Origin of the sequence: Pantoea sp. UYEF8, assembly GCF_040546285.1 — a bacterium.
GTDB lineage: Bacteria > Pseudomonadota > Gammaproteobacteria > Enterobacterales > Enterobacteriaceae > Pantoea > Pantoea brenneri.
The window spans coordinates 38,207-60,678 of sequence record NZ_JBEPNM010000015.1 but is presented as its reverse complement, the minus strand read 5'-3'; the positions used below and the strand labels follow the sequence as shown (position 1 = coordinate 60,678).

Annotated in this window: 21 protein-coding genes and 1 riboswitch; of the genes, 8 read left to right on the top strand and 13 right to left on the bottom strand. The window is 56.8% G+C overall.

What is annotated here, in order from left to right; genetic code table 11:
• Positions 1-63: 63 nt before the first annotated feature.
• The 5 genes from parE to nudF are packed head-to-tail and all read right to left on the bottom strand — an operon-like array spanning position 64 to position 4,521.
• Positions 64-1,959, bottom strand: a complete 1,896-nt coding sequence (gene parE / locus ABIB18_RS21060; protein WP_031376511.1) for a DNA topoisomerase IV subunit B — start codon at positions 1,957-1,959, stop codon at positions 64-66.
• 49 nt (positions 1,960-2,008) lie between these two features.
• A complete protein-coding gene (yqiA, locus tag ABIB18_RS21055; protein ID WP_312053106.1) occupies positions 2,009-2,590 on the bottom strand; it encodes an esterase YqiA in 582 nt (193 codons plus the stop codon).
• Positions 2,591-2,593: 3 nt separating this feature from the next.
• A complete protein-coding gene (cpdA, locus tag ABIB18_RS21050) occupies positions 2,594-3,421 on the bottom strand; it encodes a 3',5'-cyclic-AMP phosphodiesterase (RefSeq protein WP_031376509.1) in 828 nt (275 codons plus the stop codon).
• 42 nt (positions 3,422-3,463) lie between these two features.
• Positions 3,464-3,889, bottom strand: a complete 426-nt coding sequence (locus tag ABIB18_RS21045; RefSeq protein ID WP_031376508.1) for a DUF1249 family protein — start codon at positions 3,887-3,889, stop codon at positions 3,464-3,466.
• Positions 3,886-4,521 (bottom strand): ADP-ribose diphosphatase, encoded by a 636-nt coding sequence (gene nudF / locus ABIB18_RS21040; RefSeq protein ID WP_354475610.1) that lies wholly within the window; start codon positions 4,519-4,521, stop codon positions 3,886-3,888. Before nudF ends, ABIB18_RS21045 begins: the two co-directional genes overlap by 4 nt.
• Before the next feature lie 213 nt (positions 4,522-4,734).
• Between nudF and tolC the strand changes: the two genes are divergently transcribed.
• From tolC to ABIB18_RS21025, 3 genes are all read left to right on the top strand, one after another.
• Positions 4,735-6,201, top strand: coding sequence for an outer membrane channel protein TolC (gene tolC / locus ABIB18_RS21035; protein WP_031376506.1), 1,467 nt, complete (start codon positions 4,735-4,737; stop codon positions 6,199-6,201).
• Between the two features lie 143 nt (positions 6,202-6,344).
• Entirely contained in the window at positions 6,345-7,019 is a 675-nt protein-coding gene (locus ABIB18_RS21030; protein WP_031376505.1) for a DUF1190 family protein, read from the top strand.
• Between the two features lie 7 nt (positions 7,020-7,026).
• On the top strand, positions 7,027-8,187 hold the full coding sequence (locus tag ABIB18_RS21025; protein WP_354475568.1) for a glutathionylspermidine synthase family protein: 1,161 nt from the start codon (positions 7,027-7,029) through the stop codon (positions 8,185-8,187).
• A gap of 38 nt (positions 8,188-8,225) precedes the next feature.
• Here the strand turns inward: ABIB18_RS21025 and ygiD are convergent, their stop codons facing one another.
• Together ygiD and ribB are read right to left on the bottom strand one after the other, a co-directional pair.
• Positions 8,226-9,011, bottom strand: a complete 786-nt coding sequence (gene ygiD / locus ABIB18_RS21020) for a 4,5-DOPA-extradiol-dioxygenase (protein WP_354475566.1) — start codon at positions 9,009-9,011, stop codon at positions 8,226-8,228.
• 250 nt (positions 9,012-9,261) lie between these two features.
• Positions 9,262-9,918: a 3,4-dihydroxy-2-butanone-4-phosphate synthase gene (gene ribB / locus ABIB18_RS21015; protein ID WP_354475564.1), complete on the bottom strand. Its 657-nt coding sequence runs from the start codon at positions 9,916-9,918 to the stop codon at positions 9,262-9,264.
• 110 nt (positions 9,919-10,028) lie between these two features.
• A riboswitch (FMN riboswitch) is annotated at positions 10,029-10,187 on the bottom strand.
• A 170-nt stretch (positions 10,188-10,357) separates the two neighbouring features.
• Here ribB and ubiK point away from each other — a divergent pair.
• Positions 10,358-10,750, top strand: coding sequence for a ubiquinone biosynthesis accessory factor UbiK (gene ubiK / locus ABIB18_RS21010; RefSeq protein WP_354475562.1), 393 nt, complete (start codon positions 10,358-10,360; stop codon positions 10,748-10,750).
• A gap of 42 nt (positions 10,751-10,792) precedes the next feature.
• Here the strand turns inward: ubiK and hldE are convergent, their stop codons facing one another.
• From hldE to ABIB18_RS20995, 3 genes are all read right to left on the bottom strand, one after another.
• On the bottom strand, positions 10,793-12,220 hold the full coding sequence (hldE, locus tag ABIB18_RS21005) for a bifunctional D-glycero-beta-D-manno-heptose-7-phosphate kinase/D-glycero-beta-D-manno-heptose 1-phosphate adenylyltransferase HldE (RefSeq protein WP_031376500.1): 1,428 nt from the start codon (positions 12,218-12,220) through the stop codon (positions 10,793-10,795).
• A 70-nt stretch (positions 12,221-12,290) separates the two neighbouring features.
• Positions 12,291-15,143 carry a bifunctional [glutamate--ammonia ligase]-adenylyl-L-tyrosine phosphorylase/[glutamate--ammonia-ligase] adenylyltransferase gene (gene glnE, locus ABIB18_RS21000; protein ID WP_354475560.1) on the bottom strand — a complete coding sequence of 951 codons (2,853 nt, stop codon included), beginning with the start codon at positions 15,141-15,143 and terminating at the stop codon, positions 12,291-12,293.
• Between the two features lie 33 nt (positions 15,144-15,176).
• A complete protein-coding gene (locus tag ABIB18_RS20995; RefSeq protein WP_354475558.1) occupies positions 15,177-16,487 on the bottom strand; it encodes a CYTH domain-containing protein in 1,311 nt (436 codons plus the stop codon).
• 272 nt (positions 16,488-16,759) lie between these two features.
• Here ABIB18_RS20995 and ABIB18_RS20990 point away from each other — a divergent pair, with 272 nt between their 5' ends.
• Positions 16,760-17,380: a TIGR04211 family SH3 domain-containing protein gene (locus ABIB18_RS20990; protein ID WP_069729240.1), complete on the top strand. Its 621-nt coding sequence runs from the start codon at positions 16,760-16,762 to the stop codon at positions 17,378-17,380.
• Positions 17,381-17,538: 158 nt separating this feature from the next.
• The gene (locus ABIB18_RS20985) at positions 17,539-18,771 is read left to right on the top strand and encodes a multifunctional CCA addition/repair protein (protein ID WP_031376497.1); all 1,233 of its coding nucleotides are present in this window, start codon (positions 17,539-17,541) and stop codon (positions 18,769-18,771) included.
• 15 nt (positions 18,772-18,786) lie between these two features.
• Here ABIB18_RS20985 and bacA read toward each other — a convergent pair whose 3' ends face one another.
• On the bottom strand, positions 18,787-19,605 hold the full coding sequence (gene bacA / locus ABIB18_RS20980) for an undecaprenyl-diphosphate phosphatase (protein ID WP_354475557.1): 819 nt from the start codon (positions 19,603-19,605) through the stop codon (positions 18,787-18,789).
• Between the two features lie 193 nt (positions 19,606-19,798).
• Entirely contained in the window at positions 19,799-20,158 is a 360-nt protein-coding gene (gene folB, locus ABIB18_RS20975; RefSeq protein ID WP_031376495.1) for a bifunctional dihydroneopterin aldolase/7,8-dihydroneopterin epimerase, read from the bottom strand.
• Positions 20,159-20,266: 108 nt separating this feature from the next.
• Between folB and plsY the strand changes: the two genes are divergently transcribed.
• Complete coding sequence (gene plsY / locus ABIB18_RS20970) at positions 20,267-20,872, top strand: glycerol-3-phosphate 1-O-acyltransferase PlsY (protein WP_046289254.1); 606 nt, start codon at positions 20,267-20,269, stop codon at positions 20,870-20,872.
• 30 nt (positions 20,873-20,902) lie between these two features.
• On the opposite strand, the gene tsaD is transcribed toward plsY, so the two are convergent.
• Entirely contained in the window at positions 20,903-21,916 is a 1,014-nt protein-coding gene (gene tsaD / locus ABIB18_RS20965) for a tRNA (adenosine(37)-N6)-threonylcarbamoyltransferase complex transferase subunit TsaD (RefSeq protein WP_069729241.1), read from the bottom strand.
• A gap of 278 nt (positions 21,917-22,194) precedes the next feature.
• On the opposite strand from tsaD, the gene rpsU reads away from it, so the two are divergent.
• Positions 22,195-22,410, top strand: coding sequence for a 30S ribosomal protein S21 (gene rpsU / locus ABIB18_RS20960; protein WP_001144069.1), 216 nt, complete (start codon positions 22,195-22,197; stop codon positions 22,408-22,410).
• Positions 22,411-22,472 lie beyond the last annotated feature (62 nt).

The following is a 22,472-nucleotide window of genomic DNA, read 5'->3' as shown; positions in this document are numbered from 1 at the left end:
TGGCCCGGCGGTCATTTTTGACGTGCGCAACCTGTAAAACAGGACGCTGGCGCGTCCTGTTTTTTATACTTCGATGTCGGCCATGTCGCCTTTTTCCTGCAACCAGTTTCGCCGGTCTTCGGAACGTTTTTTCGCCAGCAGCATGTCCATCATGCGTAACGTCTGGTCCACGTCTTCATCACTGATGGTCAGCTGCACCAGCCGACGGGTATTAGGATCAAGGGTGGTTTCGCGCAGCTGCAGCGGGTTCATCTCACCCAGCCCTTTAAAGCGCTGAACGTTAGGTTTGCCCTTTTTACGCTTCAGCTGCTCCAGCACGCCCTCTTTCTCATCTTCATCCAGCGCGTAGTAAACCTCTTTGCCCAGATCGATGCGGTAGAGCGGTGGCATCGCCACATAGACGTGGCCGCCTTTAACCAGCGAACGGAAATGCTTCACAAACAGCGCGCAGAGTAAGGTCGCGATATGCAGGCCATCGGAGTCCGCATCCGCCAGAATGCAGACTTTGCCGTAGCGCAGCTGCGAAAGATCTTCGCTGTCGGGATCGATACCGATCGCCACGGAAATATCGTGCACTTCCTGCGAGGCCAGCACCTCATCCGAAGAGACTTCCCAGGTGTTAAGGATCTTGCCTTTCAACGGCATGATCGCCTGATATTCACGATCGCGCGCCTGCTTAGCCGATCCACCGGCTGAATCCCCTTCGACCAGGAACAGTTCGGTCTTATTCAGATCCTGCGCGGTACAGTCCGCCAGTTTGCCAGGCAACGCCGGGCCGCTGGTGAGCTTTTTACGCACCACTTTCTTCGCCGCACGCAGGCGACGCTGGGCGCTGGAGATTGCCAGTTCGGCCAGTTGCTCAGCCGCCTGTACGTTCTGGTTGAGCCACAGGCTGAAGGCATCTTTTACCACGCCCGACACAAAGGCCGCGCACTGACGTGAAGAGAGGCGCTCTTTGGTTTGTCCGGCAAACTGCGGATCCTGCATCTTCACTGACAGCACGTAGGCGCAGCGATCCCAGATATCTTCCGCAGAGAGTTTTACGCCGCGCGGCAGGATGTTGCGGTATTCACAGAATTCACGCATCGCATCCAGCAGGCCCTGACGCAGACCGTTAACGTGGGTACCGCCCTGCATGGTCGGGATCAGGTTAACGTAGCTTTCGGTGAGCAGTTCGCCGCCTTCCGGCAGCCATAACAGCGCCCAGTCGACCGCTTCAACGTCACCGGCAAAACTGCCGACGAACGGTTTTTCCGGCAGCGTTGGCAGCCCGTTAACCGCTTCGCACAGGTAGTCGGTCAGGCCATCTTCGTAGCACCAGCGCTGCTCGGTGTTATTCAGCTTGTCTTTAAAGACGATTTCGACGCCCGGACAGAGCACCGCTTTGGCTTTCAGCAGGTGCGACAGACGCGATACCGAGAAGCGCGGGCTGTCGAAGAAACTTTCATCAGGCCAGAAGTGTACGCGGGTACCGGTGTTGCGCTTCGCCACCGTGCCGGTGACCGTCAGTTCCTGCACTTTTTCGCCATTTTCAAAGGCGATGTCATACACTTCGCCATTACGGCGTACCGTGACTTCCACCCGTTTTGACAGGGCGTTCACCACCGAAATGCCGACGCCGTGCAGGCCGCCCGAGAACTGATAGTTTTTATTGGAGAACTTGCCGCCGGCGTGCAGGCGACAGAGGATCAGCTCCACCGCGGGCACGCCCTCTTCCGGGTGAATATCCACCGGCATGCCGCGACCATCATCAATAACTTCCAGTGACTGATCGGCGTGCAGAATCACTTCAACCCGCTTCGCGTGGCCGCCCAGCGCCTCATCGACGCTGTTATCAATCACTTCCTGACCCAAATGGTTGGGCCGCGTCGTGTCGGTGTACATTCCCGGGCGACGGCGAACAGGCTCAAGGCCAGTCAGGACCTCAATGGCATCCGCGTTATAGTTTGATTGACTCATCGTAAATGTCTGATTAGAAGGGTGAAATGGGGTGCGATTTCCGCATTACTCAGGGATGATTCAGACCGAGAAAGTCCAGAATCTGCGGGAAATGGCGCTCGAATCCAGTAAATGTATGGTTTCCGCCCTCTTCAACCGTATGGCGGCACGCGCTGTAATAGTCGAGCGCCTGACGGTAATCGAGAACTTCATCGCCGGTTTGTTGCAGCAGCCAGAGTAAATCGGGCGCTTCCAGCGGTTCAATCTGCATTACTTTCAGATCGTAAATGTGGCGTGACTCTAACACATATTGCTGGCCGGTGTAGGGATTCTGATTGTCGCCGAGGTAATCCGCCAGCAACTCAAAAGGCCGTACCGCAGGATTGACCACCACGGCCGGCAGCATAAAACATTGCGATAGCCAGGTGGCGTAATACCCGCCGAGAGAAGAGCCAACCAGACCCAGAGTTTCGCCGCTGCGGCTCAGCACTAACTCTTCCAGCATCGCGGCGGCATCCGCCGGAAAGGTCGGCAGCTGCGGCACGATCATCTCGATCGCCGGATGCGTTGCCTGTAGCCACTGACGGAACTGCGTCGCCTTGGCCGACTGGGGTGAGCTGTTGAAACCGTGCAGATAAAGCAGCGCCGCCATCGGTCAGTATCCTTCAGAGTCTAAATCGGGGCGGAAGATGTCGGTATCAAGACGGTTAACCTCGGTTTCAAGCTGGCCGTCCGGGTGCAGAGTAAACCAGCGCCAGCCCGGTGCCACGGTATCAATCGCGAAGCTGGTGCAGTGCGGTTTGAACTGTACGCAGGTGGAGGGCGTCGCCAGGACCCGGCGGCCGTGCCACTCGACATCCAGCTCCTGATGGATATGGCCACAGACCAGGGTCTTCGCCAGCGGAAACTGTTGCAACACTGCATCCAGCTGATGCGAATTACGCAGGCTATGCTGGTCAAGCCAGGTGCAGCCGGACGCCAGCGGATGGTGATGCAGCAACACCAGAGTGTGCCGTTGCGGATAGCGGGCCAGCGCGTTTTCCAGCCACTCCAGCTGATAGTCACTCAGCATACCGTGCGGCACGCCGAACACCTGGCTGTCGAGCAGGACAATCTGCCACTGCTCGCCGATCAGCACCTGTTTGTGCGGATTGATGTGGGCGTCAGCTAAGGTATCGACCATTGCGGGCTGGAAATCGTGGTTGCCGGGCAGCCAGACGCAGGGCCTGGGCAAACGTGAAATGCCCTCAGCAAAATGCTGATAGGCTTCAACAGAGTGGTCCTGGGCCAGATCGCCCGTGGCGATGATCAGGTCATAGTCCCGATGCTGTGCAATTATCGCATCCAGGACCGCCTCATAGCTCGACCAGGTATTCACCCCAAGTAGCGATTCATGTTTTCCTGCGAACAGGTGGGTGTCCGTGATTTGCAGAATCCTGATTGCGGAACCGTTCGCTGCAGGAAGAGTTAGCAGGCTATCCAAAGCGTTTCCTTCGTCTCCACGCCATTTAACGCATTATACGCATCAGCAGACCGGAACTGCCATCGCGCCGTGCGCCAGGCAGTAGCGCAACCAGTCAGCGAGGAACTGGTTTATCTGATGTTTTTCATCACGCTGATGCAGTTTTTTATTAGGATAATCATAGCGCGCTTTGAAACGATAGATCTGTTGAGTTGAACACACTTCGGCGACCATCGCATCGTGGTAGAGCCGCACCGACATCGAAGGCAGGCTCCAGTAGCTCACGGCAGGCGCCACCTGGCGGATCTCCACCAGCGTGGTGTAGCGCGTCGACTCCTGAATCGTCAACTGATAACGGGCGCCACTCACCTGATAGATCACCGATGCGCCCGCGTCATCATCACGTGGCAGCAGGCGGCGTAACTGGGCGAAATTGGTTTCGCACAGCCGCATCATTTCGGGAAAGTCAGGGGTATAGCGCTGTTTCATTGTGGTATCCACTCTTCTCGTAGTTTCTCATGGTGCAACGCCAGCCATTGCAAGGCGATGACAGACGCCGCATTGTCAATAATCCCCTCTTCCACCCAGCGATAAGCCTGTTCGCGACTCACCACATGGACAAGAATATCCTCATTCTCTTCCTCCAGACCATGGCATCCTGTTGCCTGGCTGGCATCCACTTCCCCAATCAGCACCGATAAACGTTCACTGGTGCCTCCGGGGCTGGCCAGGTAATTAAGCATTGGCTTAATCCGTCCGACCTGTAATCCTGCTTCTTCGACCGCTTCGCGACGCACCACCTGTTCAACGGTTTCACCGGGATCGATAATGCCGGCCACCATCTCCAGCAGCCAGGGCGATGCACTGCTGTCATAGGCCGGAATGCGGATCTGTTCGATCAGCACCACTTCGTCGCGTAAGGGATCATAAGGTAGCAGCACGGCGGCATGTCCGCGCTCAAAAACTTCGCGCTGCACTTCGGCGCTCATTTCGCCATTAAAACGGCGGTGATGGAAGCGATAGCGTACCACTGAAAAAAAACCATCGTAGACGGTTTCGCGTGCAATAATTTCTACATCGTTTTTTGTAAAAGTCACAGGGGATTTTTTTTCTTCCGACATCATCTGGTTCCTTATGCAGATTGGGGTGGAGCGAAAAAAGCCTGGCACAGAGCTCCGTCTGAGTGGTTCTTTCTGAATTATTTACGTAAATTAGGGGAATAAGGCACGTTCAGCCAACTTATCTCACAGTTGCCCTCTGCTAGAATCGGCGATAATTTTTTGGCTTACCCGGCAGCGCTACCACTGCAATTTGCTGCAACAAAAGGAATGCAAATGAAAAAACTGCTCCCATTTTTTATTGGGCTGAGCCTGGGCGGTTTCAGCTTCGCCAGCCAGGCCGAAGACCTGCTTCAGGTTTATCAACAAGCACGTCTGAGCAACCCGGATCTGCGCAGCGCCGCTGCCGATCGCGATTCTGCCTTTGAGAAAATCAACGAAGCGCGTAGCCCATTATTACCGCAGCTCGGTCTGGGTGCGGATTACACCTATAACAACGGCTACCGTGACAGCAGCGGTCTTCATTCCAACACGACCAGCGGCACGCTGCAATTAACCCAGACAATTTTCGACATGTCGAAATGGCGCGCCCTGACCCTGCAGGAAAAAGCCGCCGGCATCCAGGACGTTACCTATCAGGTTGCGCAGCAGGATTTGATTCTGAACACCGCGACCGCTTACTTCAACGTACTGAAAGCGATTGATACCCTTTCTTACACCGAAGCGCAGAAGCAGTCGATCTATCGCGAACTCGATCAAACCACCCAACGTTTTAACGTCGGCCTGGTGGCGATCACTGACGTGCAGAACGCCCGTGCGCAGTATGACAGCGTATTAGCTAACGAAGTCACCGCGCGCAACAATCTGGATAACGCGGTTGAATCACTGCGCCAGATTACCGGCATGGATTATCAGGCTCTGGCGTCGCTCAATATCGACCGCTTCAAAACCGATAAGCCGGATGCGGTCAGCGCGCTGCTCAAGCAGGCTGAAAGTCGTAACCTGACGTTGCTGTCTGCCCGTCTGAATCAGGATCTGGCACGTGAGCAGATTCGTTCAGCAGAAACCGGCCACATGCCGACGCTGGATCTGACTGCCTCAACCGGCATGTCCAACAGCAAATATGGCGGCAGCCGCGCTAACCAGAGCGCCGGTACGACCGATTCGATTACCGGTTCTAACCAGGTTGGCCTGAGCTTCTCTCTGCCACTCTACAGCGGCGGCAGCGTGACCTCGCAGGTGAAACAGGCGCAGTATAATTTTGTCAGCGCCAGCGAGCAGCTGGAAAGTGCGCACCGCTCAGCGGTGCAGACCGTGCGCTCATCGTTTAACAACGTGAATGCATCGATCAGCACCATCAACGCCTACAAACAGGCTGTGGTCTCAGCGCAAAGCTCACTGGATGCGTCTGAAGCCGGTTATCAGGTCGGTACGCGTACCATCGTCGATGTGCTGGATGCGACCACCGCGCTGTATAACGCTAAGCAGCAGCTTTCTGATGCGCGCTACAGCTACCTGATCAACCAGCTCAACATCAGCTATGCACTGGGAACGCTCAACGAGCAGAACCTGCAGGCGCTGAACAGCCAGCTGGGTAAAGAGATCCCAACGTCACCAGAAACGGTGGCACCGGAAAACGCGCAGCAGACCGCGCGCGTGGATAATGGCCCGTCTGCCAACGGCTCTGCCGCCGCAGCACGCCCTGCAGCTCGTAACAGCAGCAGCAATCCTTTCGGTAACTGATGACGCTGACGGGTCGCTTTGCGGCCCGTCTCTCTATCGAACGTATAGCTAAGTAAAGATCCCTACAGTATCAGGCCCTCAGCTTCAATTTTGACCCCTCATCCCCTATTCTATGCGCTACCTTTGGGCACAGGATAATCATAATGAAACGCACAAAATCTATTCGCTATGCCGCTTTTCGAAAGAGCTGGCAGGCACGCCATTTAACGCCCGTCGCGATCGCCGTTTCGGCGGTATTTATGCTGGCAGGTTGTGAACAAAACGATGAATCCGTCTCGATGTATCAGAATGCGGATGACTGTTCGAAAGCCAATCCAGGCCAGAGTGCGCAGTGCACCACCGCCTTCAATGAAGCCAAAAAAGAGGCAGAACGCACCGCGCCTAAATATGCGACCCGTGAAGATTGCGTCGCCGAATTCGGCGAGAATCAGTGTCAGCAGGCTCCGGCTCAGGCTGGCGTCGGCAGCACCAACAATGCGGAAGCGCAACAGAGCGGCGGCAGCTTCTGGATGCCACTGATGGCCGGTTACATGATGGGCCGGATGATGGGCGGCGGCGCAGGCTTCGCCCAGCAACCGCTGTTTTCACCCAAAACCCCTAACAGCCCGGCAAACGGTCAGTTTGTTGATGCGTCCGGTCGTAACTATGGTGCTGCCACCTCAGGCAAAACCATGAATGTGCCGAAGACGGCGCTGGCACCGAAGCCTGCCACCACCTCGACCATCACCCGTGGTGGCTTTGGCGAGACGGTAGCCAAACAGAACAGCATGCAGCGCAGCAGCGCTACCGGCACCTCCAGCCGGACAATGGGAGGCTAACGCCCCGATGCAACGCATTGCCATTTCAGAACGCCCAGGCTGGCGGGAAAAAGCCACCGAGTTCGGTTTTCGTTTTCATACCATGCACGGCGAGCCGTACTGGTGTGAAGATGCTTACTACCAGTTTACGCTGGCACAAATTGAACAGCTTGAGGACGTCACCGCTGAGCTGCATCAGATGTGCCTGCAGGTGGTCGACAAAGTCGTTAACGATGAAGCGTTGCTGACCAAATTCCGCATCCCCAAACATACCTGGGATTTTGTGCGTGATTCCTGGCATCAGCGTCAGCCTTCGCTCTATTCCCGTCTTGATCTCGCCTGGGATGGCAAAGGCGACGCCAAATTACTTGAGAACAACGCCGATACGCCGACCTCACTGTATGAAGCGGCATTTTTCCAGTGGCTGTGGCTGGAAGACCAGCTCAGCGCCGGGCAGTTGCCGACAGGCAGTGACCAGTTCAACAGCCTGCAGGAAAAGCTGATCGCACGCTTTGCCGCGTTGCATCAGCAGCACGGTTTTAACTGGCTGCATTTCGCCTGCTGCCGCGACACTGACGAAGATCGCGGCACGGTGCAGTATCTGCAGGATTGCGCCACCGAAGCGGGCCTGCCGAGCGAATTTCTCTACATAGATGAAATTGGTCTGGGTGAAAAAGGTGAGTTTACCGACGTCCACGACCAGGTCATCAGCAACCTGTTTAAGCTCTATCCGTGGGAATTCATGCTACGCGAGATGTTCTCCACCAAGCTGGGCGACGCCGGCGTACGCTGGCTGGAGCCGGCCTGGAAAAGCATTCTGTCGAACAAAGCGCTGCTGCCAATGCTGTGGCAGATGTTCCCGAATCACCCTAACCTGCTGCCCGCCTTCTTTGCCGAAGATGAGGTGCCGCCGATGGACAAATATGTGGTGAAGCCGCTGTTCTCTCGCGAAGGCGCCAACATCCGCATTGTTGAAAACGGTCAGGAGATTGCCCGCGTCGACGGTCCGTATGGCGAAGAAGGTATGATCGTCCAGCAGTTCCATCCGCTGCCGAAATTTGGCGACAGCTACACGCTGATCGGTAGCTGGCTGATTGACGATCAGCCGGCCGGTATCGGCCTGCGTGAAGATCGCGATCTGATCACTCAGGATCTTTCCCGCTTCTATCCGCACGCCTTCATCGATTAATGCCCTGACAAACAGACCCGCCCTGGGTCTGTTTGCATTCAGCCGACCTGCACCGACAACATACTGATCGCGCCCATCTCCATTCCATCCACCGGAATGCTGATCGCTTCCCCTTGCTGGCGTGCGCCCAGCACATATAACAGTGGCAGATAGTGTTCTGGCGTCGGGTTTGAGAGCGCAGCACCAGGATGCTGCATAAAGTTAACCAGCGGATGCGAAGCCGCGTCGCTCTCTGCCGTCAGGTTGTCACGCACAAACTGCTCAAAACTGCTGGCCCACGGATAGACCTCATCGCCACCGTCCCAGCGCACCTTTCTCAGGTTATGCACCACGTTACCACTGGCAACAATCATCACGCCCTCGTCACGCAGCGCCGCCAGCTTCTGGCCCAGTTCAAAATGCCAGGCCGGCGATTGGGTACTGTCGATACTTAACTGCACCACCGGAATATCCGCCTGCGGGTACATCTTGATCAGCACCCCCCACGAGCCATGATCGAATCCCCAGCTGTGATCCAGCTGTACCGGAATTGGCGCTAACAGACTAACAAGTTGTTCAGCCAGTTCCGGCGATCCCGGCGCCGGGTAGCGGGTATCAAACAACGCCTGCGGAAAACCGCCAAAATCATGCAGGGTGCGAGGATGTGCCATCGCCGTTACTGCGGTGCCACGCGTATACCAGTGGGCCGAGACCGCAATAATGGCGCGGGGTCGCGGCAGGGTATCGCCCGCGTGACGCCACGCGGTGGTATAGCGGTTCTCTTCCAGGGCGTTCATCGGGCTGCCATGGCCCAAAAACAGCGCTGGCATACGTGACTGGCTCATAACGGGTTCTCAGAATTGAATGTTTGATAGCCACTACGATACGCGCTTTACCCGCTATATCACGCGGATAAGCCTGATGATGATGCTCAGAAAATCTGAATAAGATTGATGATAAAGGAGATGACCGATCGGGGATAACATCAGACGAAGGCTGGCTGACGGCTCAGATTGCCGCCACAAAAGCGGACGTGCGGATTAAGCGCCGGTAAAACAGGCCGGGCTGGCCTGTTTTACCGCGTCATCACGCTGATTAACTGGCGTGACGCGTTTCGTGGCTACGACGCCAGGCCACTAAATCCTCAATCGTTACCACTGGCATATTGTATTGTCTGGCAAACGTAATGGCTTCCGGCGCATGCGCCATGGTGCCGTCATCGTTGGTCAGTTCGCACAGTACGCCTGCCGGCTTGAAGCCCGCCAGAGTAACCAGGTCGATGGTTGCTTCGGTGTGACCGCCACGGGTCAGCACACCGCCTTCGCGCGCGCGCAGCGGGAAGACATGACCAGGACGATTGAGATTGCTGGGTTTAGCGTTATCGGCAATCGCGGCACGAATGGTGGAGATACGATCCTGGGCAGAAACCCCGGTGGTCACACCTTCGGCCGCTTCAATCGTCACGGTAAAACCGGTGCCGTAGGAGCTGGTGTTGTTCTCCACCATCATCGGCAGATCTAACTGCTGGCGACGCTCTTCGGTCAGGCAAAGGCAGACGATGCCGCTGCCGTGGCGAATGGTCAGCGCCATCTGTTCAACGGTCATGGTTTCCGCGGCGAAGATCATATCGCCTTCGTTTTCACGATTTTCATCGTCGAGCACCATCACACCGCGTCCCTCACGAAGGGCGGCGATAGCACGTTCTACACGCTGTTCAGGCGTGCCAAATTCAGAAAGTAGCGTCTGATTCATGGTAATAAAAACCTTTAAATGTATGGGTTACCAGAATCAGGGCGTGCTTAGGAGTGACGTCAAAAAGACGTGGCAATAACGTGAAGCAGACACAATTGTCCGACAGATGTCGTTACCCTCTCCCATCCGGACTGTAACCGTCGGCCCCGGAATTACACCGGATCTGCTGACCTTCATGGCGAATTTTCATCATCATGAAGCGCTCGCGGGCTTTCAGCCTAAGCTGATTTACCGCCGGTGGGGAATTGCGCCCCGCCCTGAGAATAAGCGTTTTTACTATAGCGCCGATTATCTGGAGCGGCAATCATCAATAGTGCAATTGCTTTTGCATTTCCTGCGTTGCCGATTTGAGGTTTATCCTTTTCATTTCTGGCATTACACTTAACCGTTATCAGGTTAGTAAAATGCTGACACAGCTCCCCGAAACCAGGAAATCATCATGATCGACACGAAAAAAATTGAACAACTTGCACGTCAGGTTCACGAAGCGATGCCGAAAGGAGTACGTGAGTTTGGTGATGATGTCGAAAAGAAAATTCGTCAGGTTCTTCAGGCGCAGCTGACGCGTATGGATCTGGTCAACCGTGAAGAGTTTGATGTGCAGACGCAGGTGTTGCTGCGTACGCGGGAAAAACTGGCGGCGCTGGAACAGCGTCTGGCACAGCTGGAAAGCCAGAGCGGCGCAACGCCGACAGCACCAGCCACCAGCGCACCCGTTGCTACGGCAAACACCGCAGCGGCGGGCGCAGCGACCTCTCCTGCCGCGTCACCCGCACCGTCAGCGATCACTACTCCAGATGTGGTCAAACCTGATACTGACAGCAACAACTAATCACCGGTTTAGCGGGAGCAGGTCTCCCGCTGACTGCGGGTATTAGCTGTCGCCGCGAATGGTTTTAATGATATTGGTGGTTGAGATGCCATCTTCAAAATTCAGCACCTGCACGTCTCCGCCGTTGGCCCACACCTCTTTACTGCCGGCGATATCTTCCGGTTTGTAATCACCGCCTTTCACCAGCAGATCCGGCAGGATACTGGCGATCAGCCGCTGCGGCGTATCCTCTTCAAATACCACCACCCAATCCACCGCTTCCAGCGCACCGAGTACGATCATGCGGTTTTCCTGCGGGTTAACCGGGCGGCTCGCGCCTTTCAGCCGTTTGGTTGACGCATCGCTATTCACCGCCACGATCAGGCGATCGCCCAGCTTACGCGCATTGGCCAGATAAGAGACGTGACCGGCATGCAGGATGTCGAAAACACCGTTGGTCATCACCACTTTTTCGCCACGCCGACGCGCCATTTCGACTGCCGCTTTCAGCTCCGCTTCGGTCATGATGCCGAAGCCCTGCTCCGGACGGGCATGAATCGCATTTTCCAGCTCAACGGTGCTGACGGTGGAGGTCCCGAGTTTACCCACCACTACGCCAGCGGCGGCATTGGCGAGGAAACAGGCCTCTTCCAGCGAGTCACCAGCCGCTAACGCCGCAGCCAGCACGCCGATAACCGTGTCGCCCGCACCCGTCACGTCATAAACTTCCTGGGCCTGAGTCGGCAGATGCAACGGCGCTTTGCCGGGTTGTAGCAGCGTCATGCCATTTTCTGAACGGGTCACCAGCAGCGCGGAGAGATCGAAATCAGCGATCAGCTGCATACCGCGCGCCACGATCTCCTCTTCGTTTTTACACTTACCGACCACCGCTTCGAATTCAGACAGATTAGGTGTCAGCAACGTTGCGCCACGGTAGCGGGCAAAGTCGGTGCCTTTCGGATCGATCAGCACCGGGACGTTTGCTTCGCGCGCCAGGGCGATCATGGTCTGCACGCTGCAGAGCGCGCCTTTGGCGTAGTCAGACAGCACCAGTGCGCCCGCAGCCGCCAGCGAAGCACGCATTTTTTGGTGGATCGGTTCGGGATCGACCTGATCAAAACCTTCTTCAAAGTCGAGGCGGATCAGCTGCTGGTTACGTGACAGCACGCGCAGCTTGGTGATGGTCGGATGGCTTTTCACCGCCACGAAATCGCAATGTACATTGACGTCTTTCAGCGTGTTACTCAACACGCGCGCCGCATCATCTTCACCGGTCAGGCCAATCAGCCGTGAGGCGGCACCGAGTGCTGCAATGTTCATCGCCACGTTTGCTGCGCCGCCAGGACGCTCCTCAACGGTGTCCACTTTCACCACCGGAACCGGTGCTTCAGGCGAGATACGGCTGGTAGGGCCATACCAGTAACGATCCAACATCACATCGCCAACGACCAGCACTGAGGCTTGGCCGAACGCGGGCAGAGTAACTTTCATTCCAGACACTCCAGACTGCATTAAAAATAGTGCGCGGATGATAGCACAGTTGCGATTTGTGCTATCAGCATCACGCCGGGAGAGACGCGGGCGAGTTAAGCCAGCGCTGCCAGCTGGCAACAACCGTTTGCCGTTCGGCGGCGAAAGCATCCGGCTCCACATGGCCGGGCAGCTCCTGCAATGCCCGATGGTGCAACGCATCGCGCAGCGTAACGTACGCCTGCGTCAGCGCCTGCGCTTCATCGGCGGGCATTTTATGGTATTTCGCCATCAGTTCAAAAATACGCACATTGTCGGACCAGCGCGTCAGCTCAGGTTGTTCAGCGGCGTAGCGTAAGACAAGATATTGGGCGATGAATTCAATGTCGGTGATTCCACCCTGATCGGTTTTAATCTCCCAGCGTCCTTTATGCTTGTTACTGAGGTGAGCGCGCATCTTTTCTCGCATCTCTCGCACTTCAGTCTGTAACGCCTCAGCGGGACGCGGCAGACAGAGGATCGCCTGGCGGATGGTGTTAAAACGTTCGCCCAGCGCAGGTTCGCCAAACACCACGCGCGCCCGCACCAGCGCCTGATGCTCCCAGGTCCAGGCCTCATTGCGCTGATACTCGTCATACGCTTCAAAGGTGCTGACCAGCATGCCCGCCGCGCCGGAAGGACGTAGCCGCGCGTCTACTTCATACAGAATGCCGGATGAGGTGCGGGTACTGAACAAGTGCATAATGCGCTGGGCGAGGCGCAGATAGAACTGGCGGCCATCAATGCTGCGCTCTCCTTCGGTCACCGCATCTGCCGGGCAATCGTGCAGAAAGACTAAATCGAGATCGGAACTGTATCCCAGCTCCCAGCCGCCCAGTTTGCCGTAGCCCAGCACCGCAAAGCCGCGTTCGTGCTCATTACTCAGGTGCGATGGCCGGCCGTAGCGCTGCACCATCATATGCCAGGCCTGGCGTACCACCGATTCGATAATCGTCTCGGCCAGCCAGGTGAGGTGATCGCTCACTTTCATCACCGGTAGCGTGCCGGCGATGTCGGCAGCGGCAATACGCAGATGCTGCGCCTGCTTAAACTGACGCACCGCCTCAAGCTGCTGCTCCTCATCATCGGTGGGAATTCGCATCAGATACTGACGCAACTCATCACGGTAGGCATCAGTGGCGGTGGGCTGGTAGAGCGTGGCCGGATCGAGCAGTTCGTCCAGCAACAGCGGGTGCCGGGCCAGCTGGCTGGCCACCATCGGCGAAGCGGCGCACAGACGGATCAAATGCCGCAGCGCACCGTGATATTCGGTTAATAATTCGAGGTAGGTGCTGCGGGTCAACACGCCAAGCAGTAACGGCGTCAGGCGGCTGAGCGTGACGGCAGCATCGTCGCGCGGACAGACTTCGCTTAACAGACGCGGCATCAGCTGGTCCAGCGCCTGACGACCGCGCGGGCCGATGGTGCGCCGGCTGATATCCTGGCGAAACGCCTCCAGCGTCTGGTGCAGCGTGCGGCACTGTTCATCGCTGAGTTGTGGCACCAGCGGTGCCAGTTCGCTCTCTTCCAGCGGGTCCTGCCACAGCATCTGGTATTCCGCCAGCTCGCGCTGATCGCCAATCTCTGGCGTATCTTCGCCAATCAGCTCATCAAAAATAGCGCGAACCGCCGCCATCTGGCTTTCGAGTGCCGCCATCAGGGCGGGCCAGTCCGCGCTGCCCATCGCCCATGCCAGGCGGGCGCGATGCAGCTCATCTTCAGGTAAAGCCTGGGTCTGCTCATCACCCAGGCTTTGCAGCAGATTCTCCAGCCGCCGCAGGAACAGATAGGCTCCACGCAGCGCATCGACCTGCTCTGCGGGTAATAACGCCAGCGCTTTTATCGCTTCCAGCGTCGGCAGTAAGGCGCGCAGTTGAAGTGAGCGCTCACGTCCGCCGCGAATCAGCTGAAACACCTGGACGATAAATTCGGTTTCGCGAATGCCGCCTGCGCCCAGTTTGATGTTGTTTTTCAGGCCGCGCCGCCGCACTTCCCGGCTGATCATACCTTTCATGTTACGCAGCGACTGAATCACGCTGAAGTCGATATAACGCCGGTAGACGAACGGCCGCAGCATCTGTTGTAACTCCTGGCTCCAGCGATCGTGCTCGTCTCCCATCAGTCGCGCTTTGACCATCGCGTAACGTTCCCAGTCGCGTCCCTGCTCCTGGTAATAATCTTCCAGAGCGGCAAAGCTCATGACCAGCGGGCCGCTGTCGCCAAACGGACGCAGACGCATATCAACCCGGTAGACAAAACCATCCATGGTCGGCTGATCAAGCACCTTAATCAGCCGCTGTCCCATGCGGGTAAAGAACTGGGCATTATCCAGTTCCCGCCGTCCGCCGCGGGTGCTGCCGTTTTCCGGCCAGGCAAAAATCAGGTCGATATCGGATGAGAAGTTCAGCTCGCCGCCGCCCAGCTTACCCATACCGAGGATCAGCATCGGTTGCGCTTCGCCATCGGCGTTGCAGGGAGTACCAAAATCACGACAGCAATCCTGATAGACCCAGTCGCGCGCCCGGCTGATTAACACTTCCGCCAGTACGCTTAACTGCTGCAGGCTCTGTTCCGTGCTGGCGTGTTGCAGGCACTGCATCCAGGCGATACGCACCAGCATCCGGCGGCGAAACAGTCGCAGTTCGCGCATCAGGCTGGCTTCGCTATCAACCGTCGTCATCACCTGATTCAGCCAGTCAGCGTAGTGCTGCCACTCGTCAGCCTGCGGCGGCGCATGACAGATCGCCTGCCACCAGTCGGGATGCTGTTGCAGGTTTTCCAGCACAAAATCACTGAAAGCCAACCCGGCCGCCTGCTCCGTGCTCAGCGAAGCAAGGGGAACCTCAAGCTGCTGCGCGGCGCGTGCCGCCTGTTCGCGTAACAACGCGGGAAGTGCTGACAACATAAATCCCTCCATGATGGCGTGGCACAGGTCAGGTTAGCGGGCAGACCCGCTGGTGAGCCAGAACGGTGGCTGTTTCAGCGCCTGCGTCGTCAGCCAGGCTAATCCGGCTTCCTGTTGCTCATGAATCGCTGACAACAGCTGTTGCCATGGTGCCAGCCAGACCGCCACATCTTCCTGCGGATAAGCGCCGGCCAGTAAATGCACCGCCAGCAACTGGCGCGACAGGCGGGTCGCTTTATCCCGATACTCATTAGGCTGCTTAACCGTGCTGAAGGTCTCTCTGAGATCGGCATTAATGCGGCTCAGCATGATGTCGCCAAAGCGTTTAAACGAGCCTTGTAATTTGGCCTGGCCTTTGGCATCCACCCACTGCTGCCATTGCGATTCCACCAGCCAGTGCGTCAGCGCCAGCTGGGTTTCCACCGCCAGCGATGAGAGGCAGAAGCTGGTTGCATCCACCTCGTCGTTGACCAGCGTCTCTTCCAGCGTGGTCAGCTGCTGACGCAAGGCGCTGCTGGCCTTGCGCGGCACCAATGCACCAAACAGGGAAAACGCCTGACGCAGCACATCCAGCGCTTCACGCACCGCATCCTGTGCCGCTGCGTTGCCGCGCAGCCAGACTTCTTCGTGATACTGCCAGTGACTGAGACCGGCCGACATAGCTGCCACCATGCCCTCTTCTACCGTGGCTTTGGTACCGGCTTTCAGCAGCGGGAAAGGACGCAGCTGACGCGGCGGATTGCCCTGCGCCAGCTGATAACCGCGTGCGGCTTTGCTCAGGCTGCCCATGCGCAGGCCGCCTTGCGCCACCAGCTGTCGGGCAATGGCCAGCATATCTTTTCGTTCACCGCGCTTTAATTCCAGTTCGATTTCGCACAGCGGTTCGCTCAGGTCGCCCGCCGTGACGTCGCCCTGATCAAACGCCAGCTCAATCTCGCTGTCGCCGATGGTGATCAGCCAGGTTTCACGCTGGAAATGCGTGGTAAACAGCGGCTGTAACCGTGACTGCAACGCCGCAATGTCGGTGCCCTGCGGCCAGATGTCAGCGGGCAGCTGCGCAATATCCAGCGTGGGCTCGCTCAGGTCGACATTATATTCCGGGCGCTGATGCAGCCCGCCAAGCGTTTTACCGGCCGCTTTCAGCGTCATTTCATAACGCTTATCGACGCCACGGATGCGCAATCCCATATCCCAGCGTCGCAGCTGGTTATCGTCGGTTTCAAAATAGATGTTGGTCAGCTCGCGCGCAGGCTGATGCTGATGCGGCCACGCCGCGACAAGGTCAGCCAGTTTCCCGGCCGCCTGAGGAGTTGCAATGAACTTTAGTTCGATTTCGATGGTCATAATTTTTTATTCACTACGCCGCTGGCACTTAAGAGGATGTTTCCTGCATATTTCAGGCGATAATCAGCAGGTTACTCATGCTGTCGCCTGGAGGGCAAGGGGTTATCAGGCGAAGATTAATGCACAGAAGCCGCGCTGTCTCTGCTTTCTTTGTGCTTTCGCAGACCTTTTCGCACTCTCATGAGACCAGGATAGTTCTCATAGTGATTTATGTGAGGCCTCTCCAGACTGTGCCGGTAAATTTTTAGTCAGACTAAGCAAAACGAAATCGAATGAAAAAAATCACACTCGCTGGACTCACTTTGCTGGCCCTCAGCACCCTTGCACCTGCCCACGCCGACGAAAAACGCTACGTGTCTGATGAATTATCGACCTGGGTTCGCAGCGGACCGGGCGATCAGTTTCGCCTGCTCGGTAAGCTGAATGCCGGGGAAGAGGTGCAGCTGCTTCAGACCAATAATGATACCCATTATGGCCAGATCCGTGACTCGGAAGGCCGCACTACCTGGATCCCCCTGTCGCAGCTGAGCGCCAGTCCCAGCCTGCGTACCCGGGTGCCGCAGCTGGAACAACAGGTTAAAGATCTTACCGCCAAGCTGGATAATATCGACAACAGCTGGAATCAGCGCACCGCTGAAATGCAGAATAAAGTCGCCAGTAGCGACGGCGTGATCAACGGGCTGAAGGGCGAAAACCAGAAGCTGAAAAACGAGCTGATCGTTGCGCAGAAGAAAGTCAGTGCGGCAAACGTCCAGCTTGATGACAAGCAGCGCACTATCATCATGCAGTGGTTCATGTATGGCGGCGGCGTGCTGGGTGTCGGTCTGCTGTTAGGTTTACTGTTGCCGCACATGCTGCCGCGCCGCAAGAAAAACGATCGCTGGATGAACTGACCCGTCTCTGCCGTTTTTCATCAGGGGATCGCCAGATCCCCCTTTTGGCATGCCTGCAATCTGCTGAATCTGTGCAACAATAGAGCAACATGCACTGCTGAAGTGTCGCGCGGGATGCGCCCGGCGTGCAGGTCATTTCTTTTTCTCTGGAGTTTTGCGTGAAGACGTTTCTTGTGGGCGGCGCAGTGCGTGATGCACTGCTGAAGCTGCCGGTTAAAGACAAAGATTGGGTGGTGGTCGGTGCCACGCCCGAGGCCATGCTTGAGCAGGGCTATCAACAGGTCGGTCGCGACTTTCCCGTTTTCCTGCATCCTGACAGCCGCGAAGAGTATGCGCTGGCGCGTACCGAGCGGAAAAACGGGAAAGGCTATACCGGATTCGTGACCTGGTCCGCGCCCGATGTGACGCTGGAGCAGGACTTACAACGCCGCGATCTGACCATCAATGCGATTGCGCAGGATGAAAACGGCCGGCTGATTGACCCTTACCACGGCCAGCGTGATATCGCCCAGCGCCAGTTGCGGCATGTTTCTGACGCCTTCAATGAAGATCCGCTGCGGGTGTTACGCGTGGCGCGCTTCGCGGCGCGTTTCGCCCATCTCAACTTCCGTATTGCCGCCGAGACGCAGCAGTTGATGCAGCAAATGGTCAGCAGCGGCGAACTGGCCCATCTGACCGCTGAGCGGGTATGGAAAGAGACGGAAAAAGCGCTGACCAGCCGCAATCCGCAGGTCTATTTTCAGGTGCTGCGCGACTGTGGCGCGTTGCAGGTGCTGTTCCCGGAACTCGATAATCTGTTTGGCATTCCGGCACCGGCGAAGTGGCATCCGGAGATCGACACCGGCGTGCATACCCTGATGACGCTGACCATGGCGGCCGCGCTTTCTGAATCAGTCGATGTGCGCTTCGCCACGTTGTTCCACGACGTCGGCAAGGCGCTGACGCCGCCTGAAAAATGGCCCAGCCATCATGGCCATGGCCTGGCGGGCGTGCCGCTGGTTGAGGCGATTTGCCAGCGTCTGCGGGTGCCTAATGCGATTCGCGATCTGGCGCTAATCGTCACCGAATTTCACGACATCGTGCATACCATTGAGCGCCAGTCGGCTGCCTCACTGGTGGCGCTGTTTGATCGGATCGATGCCTGGCGCAAACCGCAACGCGTCGAGCAGATGGCGCTGACCAGCGAAGCCGATGCGCGCGGGCGTGCCGGTCTGGAAAGTATGGCGTATCCGCAGGGTGACTATCTGCGACGAGCGTTTGCGCTGGCGCAGGCGGTGCCGACCAAAGCGGTGATTGAGGCGGGCTTTAAAGGTGCAGAGGTGCGGGAGGAGTTAACGCGACGACGGATTGACGCCGTCGCGCAGGGTCTGGCTATACCGCAGCCTGACTAGCAGGCTGCGCTCGGTTTACATGAAGACCATGTAAACCGCTGCCGCCACGATAAAGCGGTAGATGGCGAATGAGACGAACGAGATACGCTTAATCAGCTCCAGGAAGGCTTTAATCGCGATCAGCGCCACCACGAAGGCGGTTACGAAGCCCACGGCGAACATCGGAAAGTCAGCCATGGTCAGGAAGCCGATGCTCTTGCACATATCAAGCACCGTCGCGCCCATCATCATTGGTACCGCCAGGATGAAGGAGAACTCAGAGGCCGCATAGCGGCTCACGCCCATCAGCATCCCGCCGGAAATGGTCGCGCCTGAACGAGAGAAGCCCGGCCACAACGCTAAGCACTGAAAGCAGCCAATCATAAACGCCTGACGATAGGTAATATCGTCGACGCCGACCGCTTTCGGCTGCTTCGGTTTGAGATACTCTGCCGCCAGCAGCAGCACGCCCCCCACCACCAGCGCATACATCACGTTGATCGGATTAAACAGCGTTTTGATCTGATCGTGCAGTACCAGCCCCACGACCACCGCTGGCACCATGCCCAGCAGAATGTGGATCAGTGATAAACGTCCGCTACCGACACCTTCATGTTTTACTTCACCGAAGTGGATACCGATCAGGCCAAACAGACGCCGCCAGAACATCACGACAACGGCCAGAATCGAGCCTAACTGGATAACCACCTCAAAGGTCTCTGCTTTCTCGCCCTCAAAGCCCAGCAGGTGACCCACTATAATCATGTGCCCTGTGGATGAGACCGGTAAAAATTCGGTCAGCCCTTCCACAACGCCCAGGATTGCAGCTACCCAAAGCTGATGAATATCTGCCATCAAATTTTTCCTCTATCCGTTTTAAAACCATTAAAAAGGCGCTAGCGCAAAGGCTATCGCCTGAAATCATGCCTGCATCAGCCTGAGTAAAACCTTAAGGTCTTAGGCCATTTCGCTTGCTCCAACGAAACGGCACTCGCTATGACAGACAGTAATTTGGTTTGGTTTCATTGTGATGGCAATCACATCGCATTTATTTAGGAATAGTCCCGCGCTCAATTCGCACGCCAACCTGCGCTGCCTGGGCGATAGCGCCCGGTTTGCTTACCTTTACGCGTACGCCAGGCGAATTGAAACGGTTCATCAACAGATCCGCGATTTCTTCAGCAACCCGCTCAACCAGCGCAAAACGACTGCCGGTCAGGTGCGTCAGAATCGCTTCAGAGACGTCGGCATAGCTGAGGCAATCGTTCACATTGTCGCTGCGCGCCGCCAGACGGTTATCCCACGCCATTTCGACATCGAGCACCAGCTTCTGCTGCATACCCTGTTCCCAGTCGTAAACGCCAATGGTGGTGAACACCGTGAGTTGTTCTATAAATACGATATCCATGATGATGGTCTCTGTTTTTGGCTAAGCCGGATACCACTTCCGGCGGATTATGCGTATTATCCACGGTTGATGAGATCAAAACGACCCAAAAGGTAACGGTACGGTGTTATGAGTGCTTTCGCGCCTGGTATGATTATTTTCGCGTATCTCTGCGGTTCGATTTCCAGTGCGATTCTGGTCTGCAAACTCGCTGGCCTGCCCGATCCCCGTACCCACGGTTCAGGCAACCCTGGCGCTACCAACGTGTTACGCCTTGGTGGTAAAGCGGCAGCAGCCTGCGTGCTGGTGTTTGATGTGCTGAAAGGGATGGTGCCGGTCTGGCTGGCGTATCTGCTGCATGTGACGCCACTGTTTCTGGGCCTGACGGCGATCGCGGCCTGCCTCGGTCATATCTATCCGGTGTTCTTCCAGTTCCGCGGTGGCAAAGGTGTCGCGACGGCTTTCGGGGCGATTGCGCCGATTGGCTGGGACTTAACCGGACTGGTGACCGGCACCTGGCTGCTCACCGTGCTGCTCAGCGGCTACTCATCGCTCGGCGCGATTGTCAGCGCGCTGATTGCTCCGTTCTACGTCTGGTGGTTTAAGCCCCAATTCACCTTTCCGGTTTCGATGCTCTCCTGCCTGATCCTGTTACGCCATCACGACAATATTCAGCGTTTGTGGCGCGGTCAGGAAGGAAAGATCTGGAAGCGTAAGAAGAAATCGCAGGAATAAAAAAAGCCGGCTAAGCCGGCTTTTTTACCTTCAGATGGCGGGGAGTTCCGCCAGCGGCCAGCGTGGTCGTACGCTGACGCCTAATCCCCCGCGCGTTCCGCCTTTCAACCGCACCATGCCCGCATACGCGATCATCGCACCGTTATCGGTACAGAACTCAGGGCGCGCGTAAAATACTTCTCCGCCACGCTTCTGCATCATCACCGCCATCTGCTCACGCAGCGTCCGGTTGGCGCTGACGCCGCCGGCAATCACCAGACGTTTAAAACCGGTTTGATCCAGCGCGCGCTTGCATTTGATCGCCAGCGTGTCGACCACCGCATCTTCAAAGGCCCGGGCGATATCAGCGCGGGTCTGCGCGTCATCATCATTGGCGCGGATGGTGTTGGCGGCAAAGGTTTTCAGGCCCGAGAAGCTAAAGTCCAGCCCCGGACGATCGGTCATCGGACGCGGGAAGGTAAAGCGTCCTGCCGTTCCCTGCTGCGCCATCTTCGACAGCATCGGTCCGCCAGGATAATCCAGCCCGAGCAGCTTGGCAGTTTTGTCGAACGCCTCACCGGCCGCATCATCAATTGATTCGCCCAGCAATGCATATTCACCGATACCGGTGACGCTAATCAGCTGGGTATGCCCGCCCGATACCAGCAGCGCCACAAACGGAAATGCAGGCGGATTGTCTTCCAGCATCGGTGCCAGCAGGTGGCCTTCCATATGATGAACCGGCACCGCGGGCACTTTCCAGGCGAAGGCCAGCGCGCGGCCAATAGTGGCACCGACCAGCAGCGCGCCGACCAGGCCCGGACCGGCCGTATACGCCACCGCATCGATCTGATTCGGCGCTAACCCAGCCTGTTTCAGCGCCGCCTGAATTAACGGCACCGTTTTACGCACGTGGTCGCGTGATGCCAGTTCCGGCACCACACCGCCATAATCGGCGTGCAGTTTTACCTGGCTGTACAGCTGATTCGCCAGTAACCCGGCCTCATCGTCATAAATTGCGATGCCGGTTTCATCGCAGGACGTTTCAATACCCAGAATTCGCATTGCATCACCTCTTTCTCGCGGCGCGCAGTTTAGCACAGCAATTGTGCGGGCAGAGCGGGCAATCCCCGCAAAAAGTCATTTTCTGTCGGCTAAAGAGTACGCTATACTCCCGCCCCTGGAAAAACCGGCAGCCGCACAGGCAAACGCTCCTGTTGGTTTCAAATTATCCATGGTGCTTTACAAACCAACGCGAGTTGGAGTAAAATGCTGCACCATTTTGAAATGTGCTGGCGCCGCAGTCAGCAGCAAAAACCGAATTTTATCGAGGTGAGAGTTACATGCCGGTAATTAAAGTACGTGAAAACGAGCCATTTGACGTAGCATTGCGTCGCTTCAAGCGTTCCTGCGAAAAAGCAGGCGTTCTGGCTGAAGTTCGTCGTCGTGAGTTCTATGAAAAACCGACTACCGAACGTAAGCGCGCTAAAGCGTCTGCAGTTAAGCGTCACGCCAAGAAACTGGCTCGCGAAAACGCACGCCGCACTCGTCTGTACTAATTTCTTCTGGAGGTCCGCCTCCACCGCGTGTTAAACGCAGACAGAGTCAAGTAAAAGGCCGT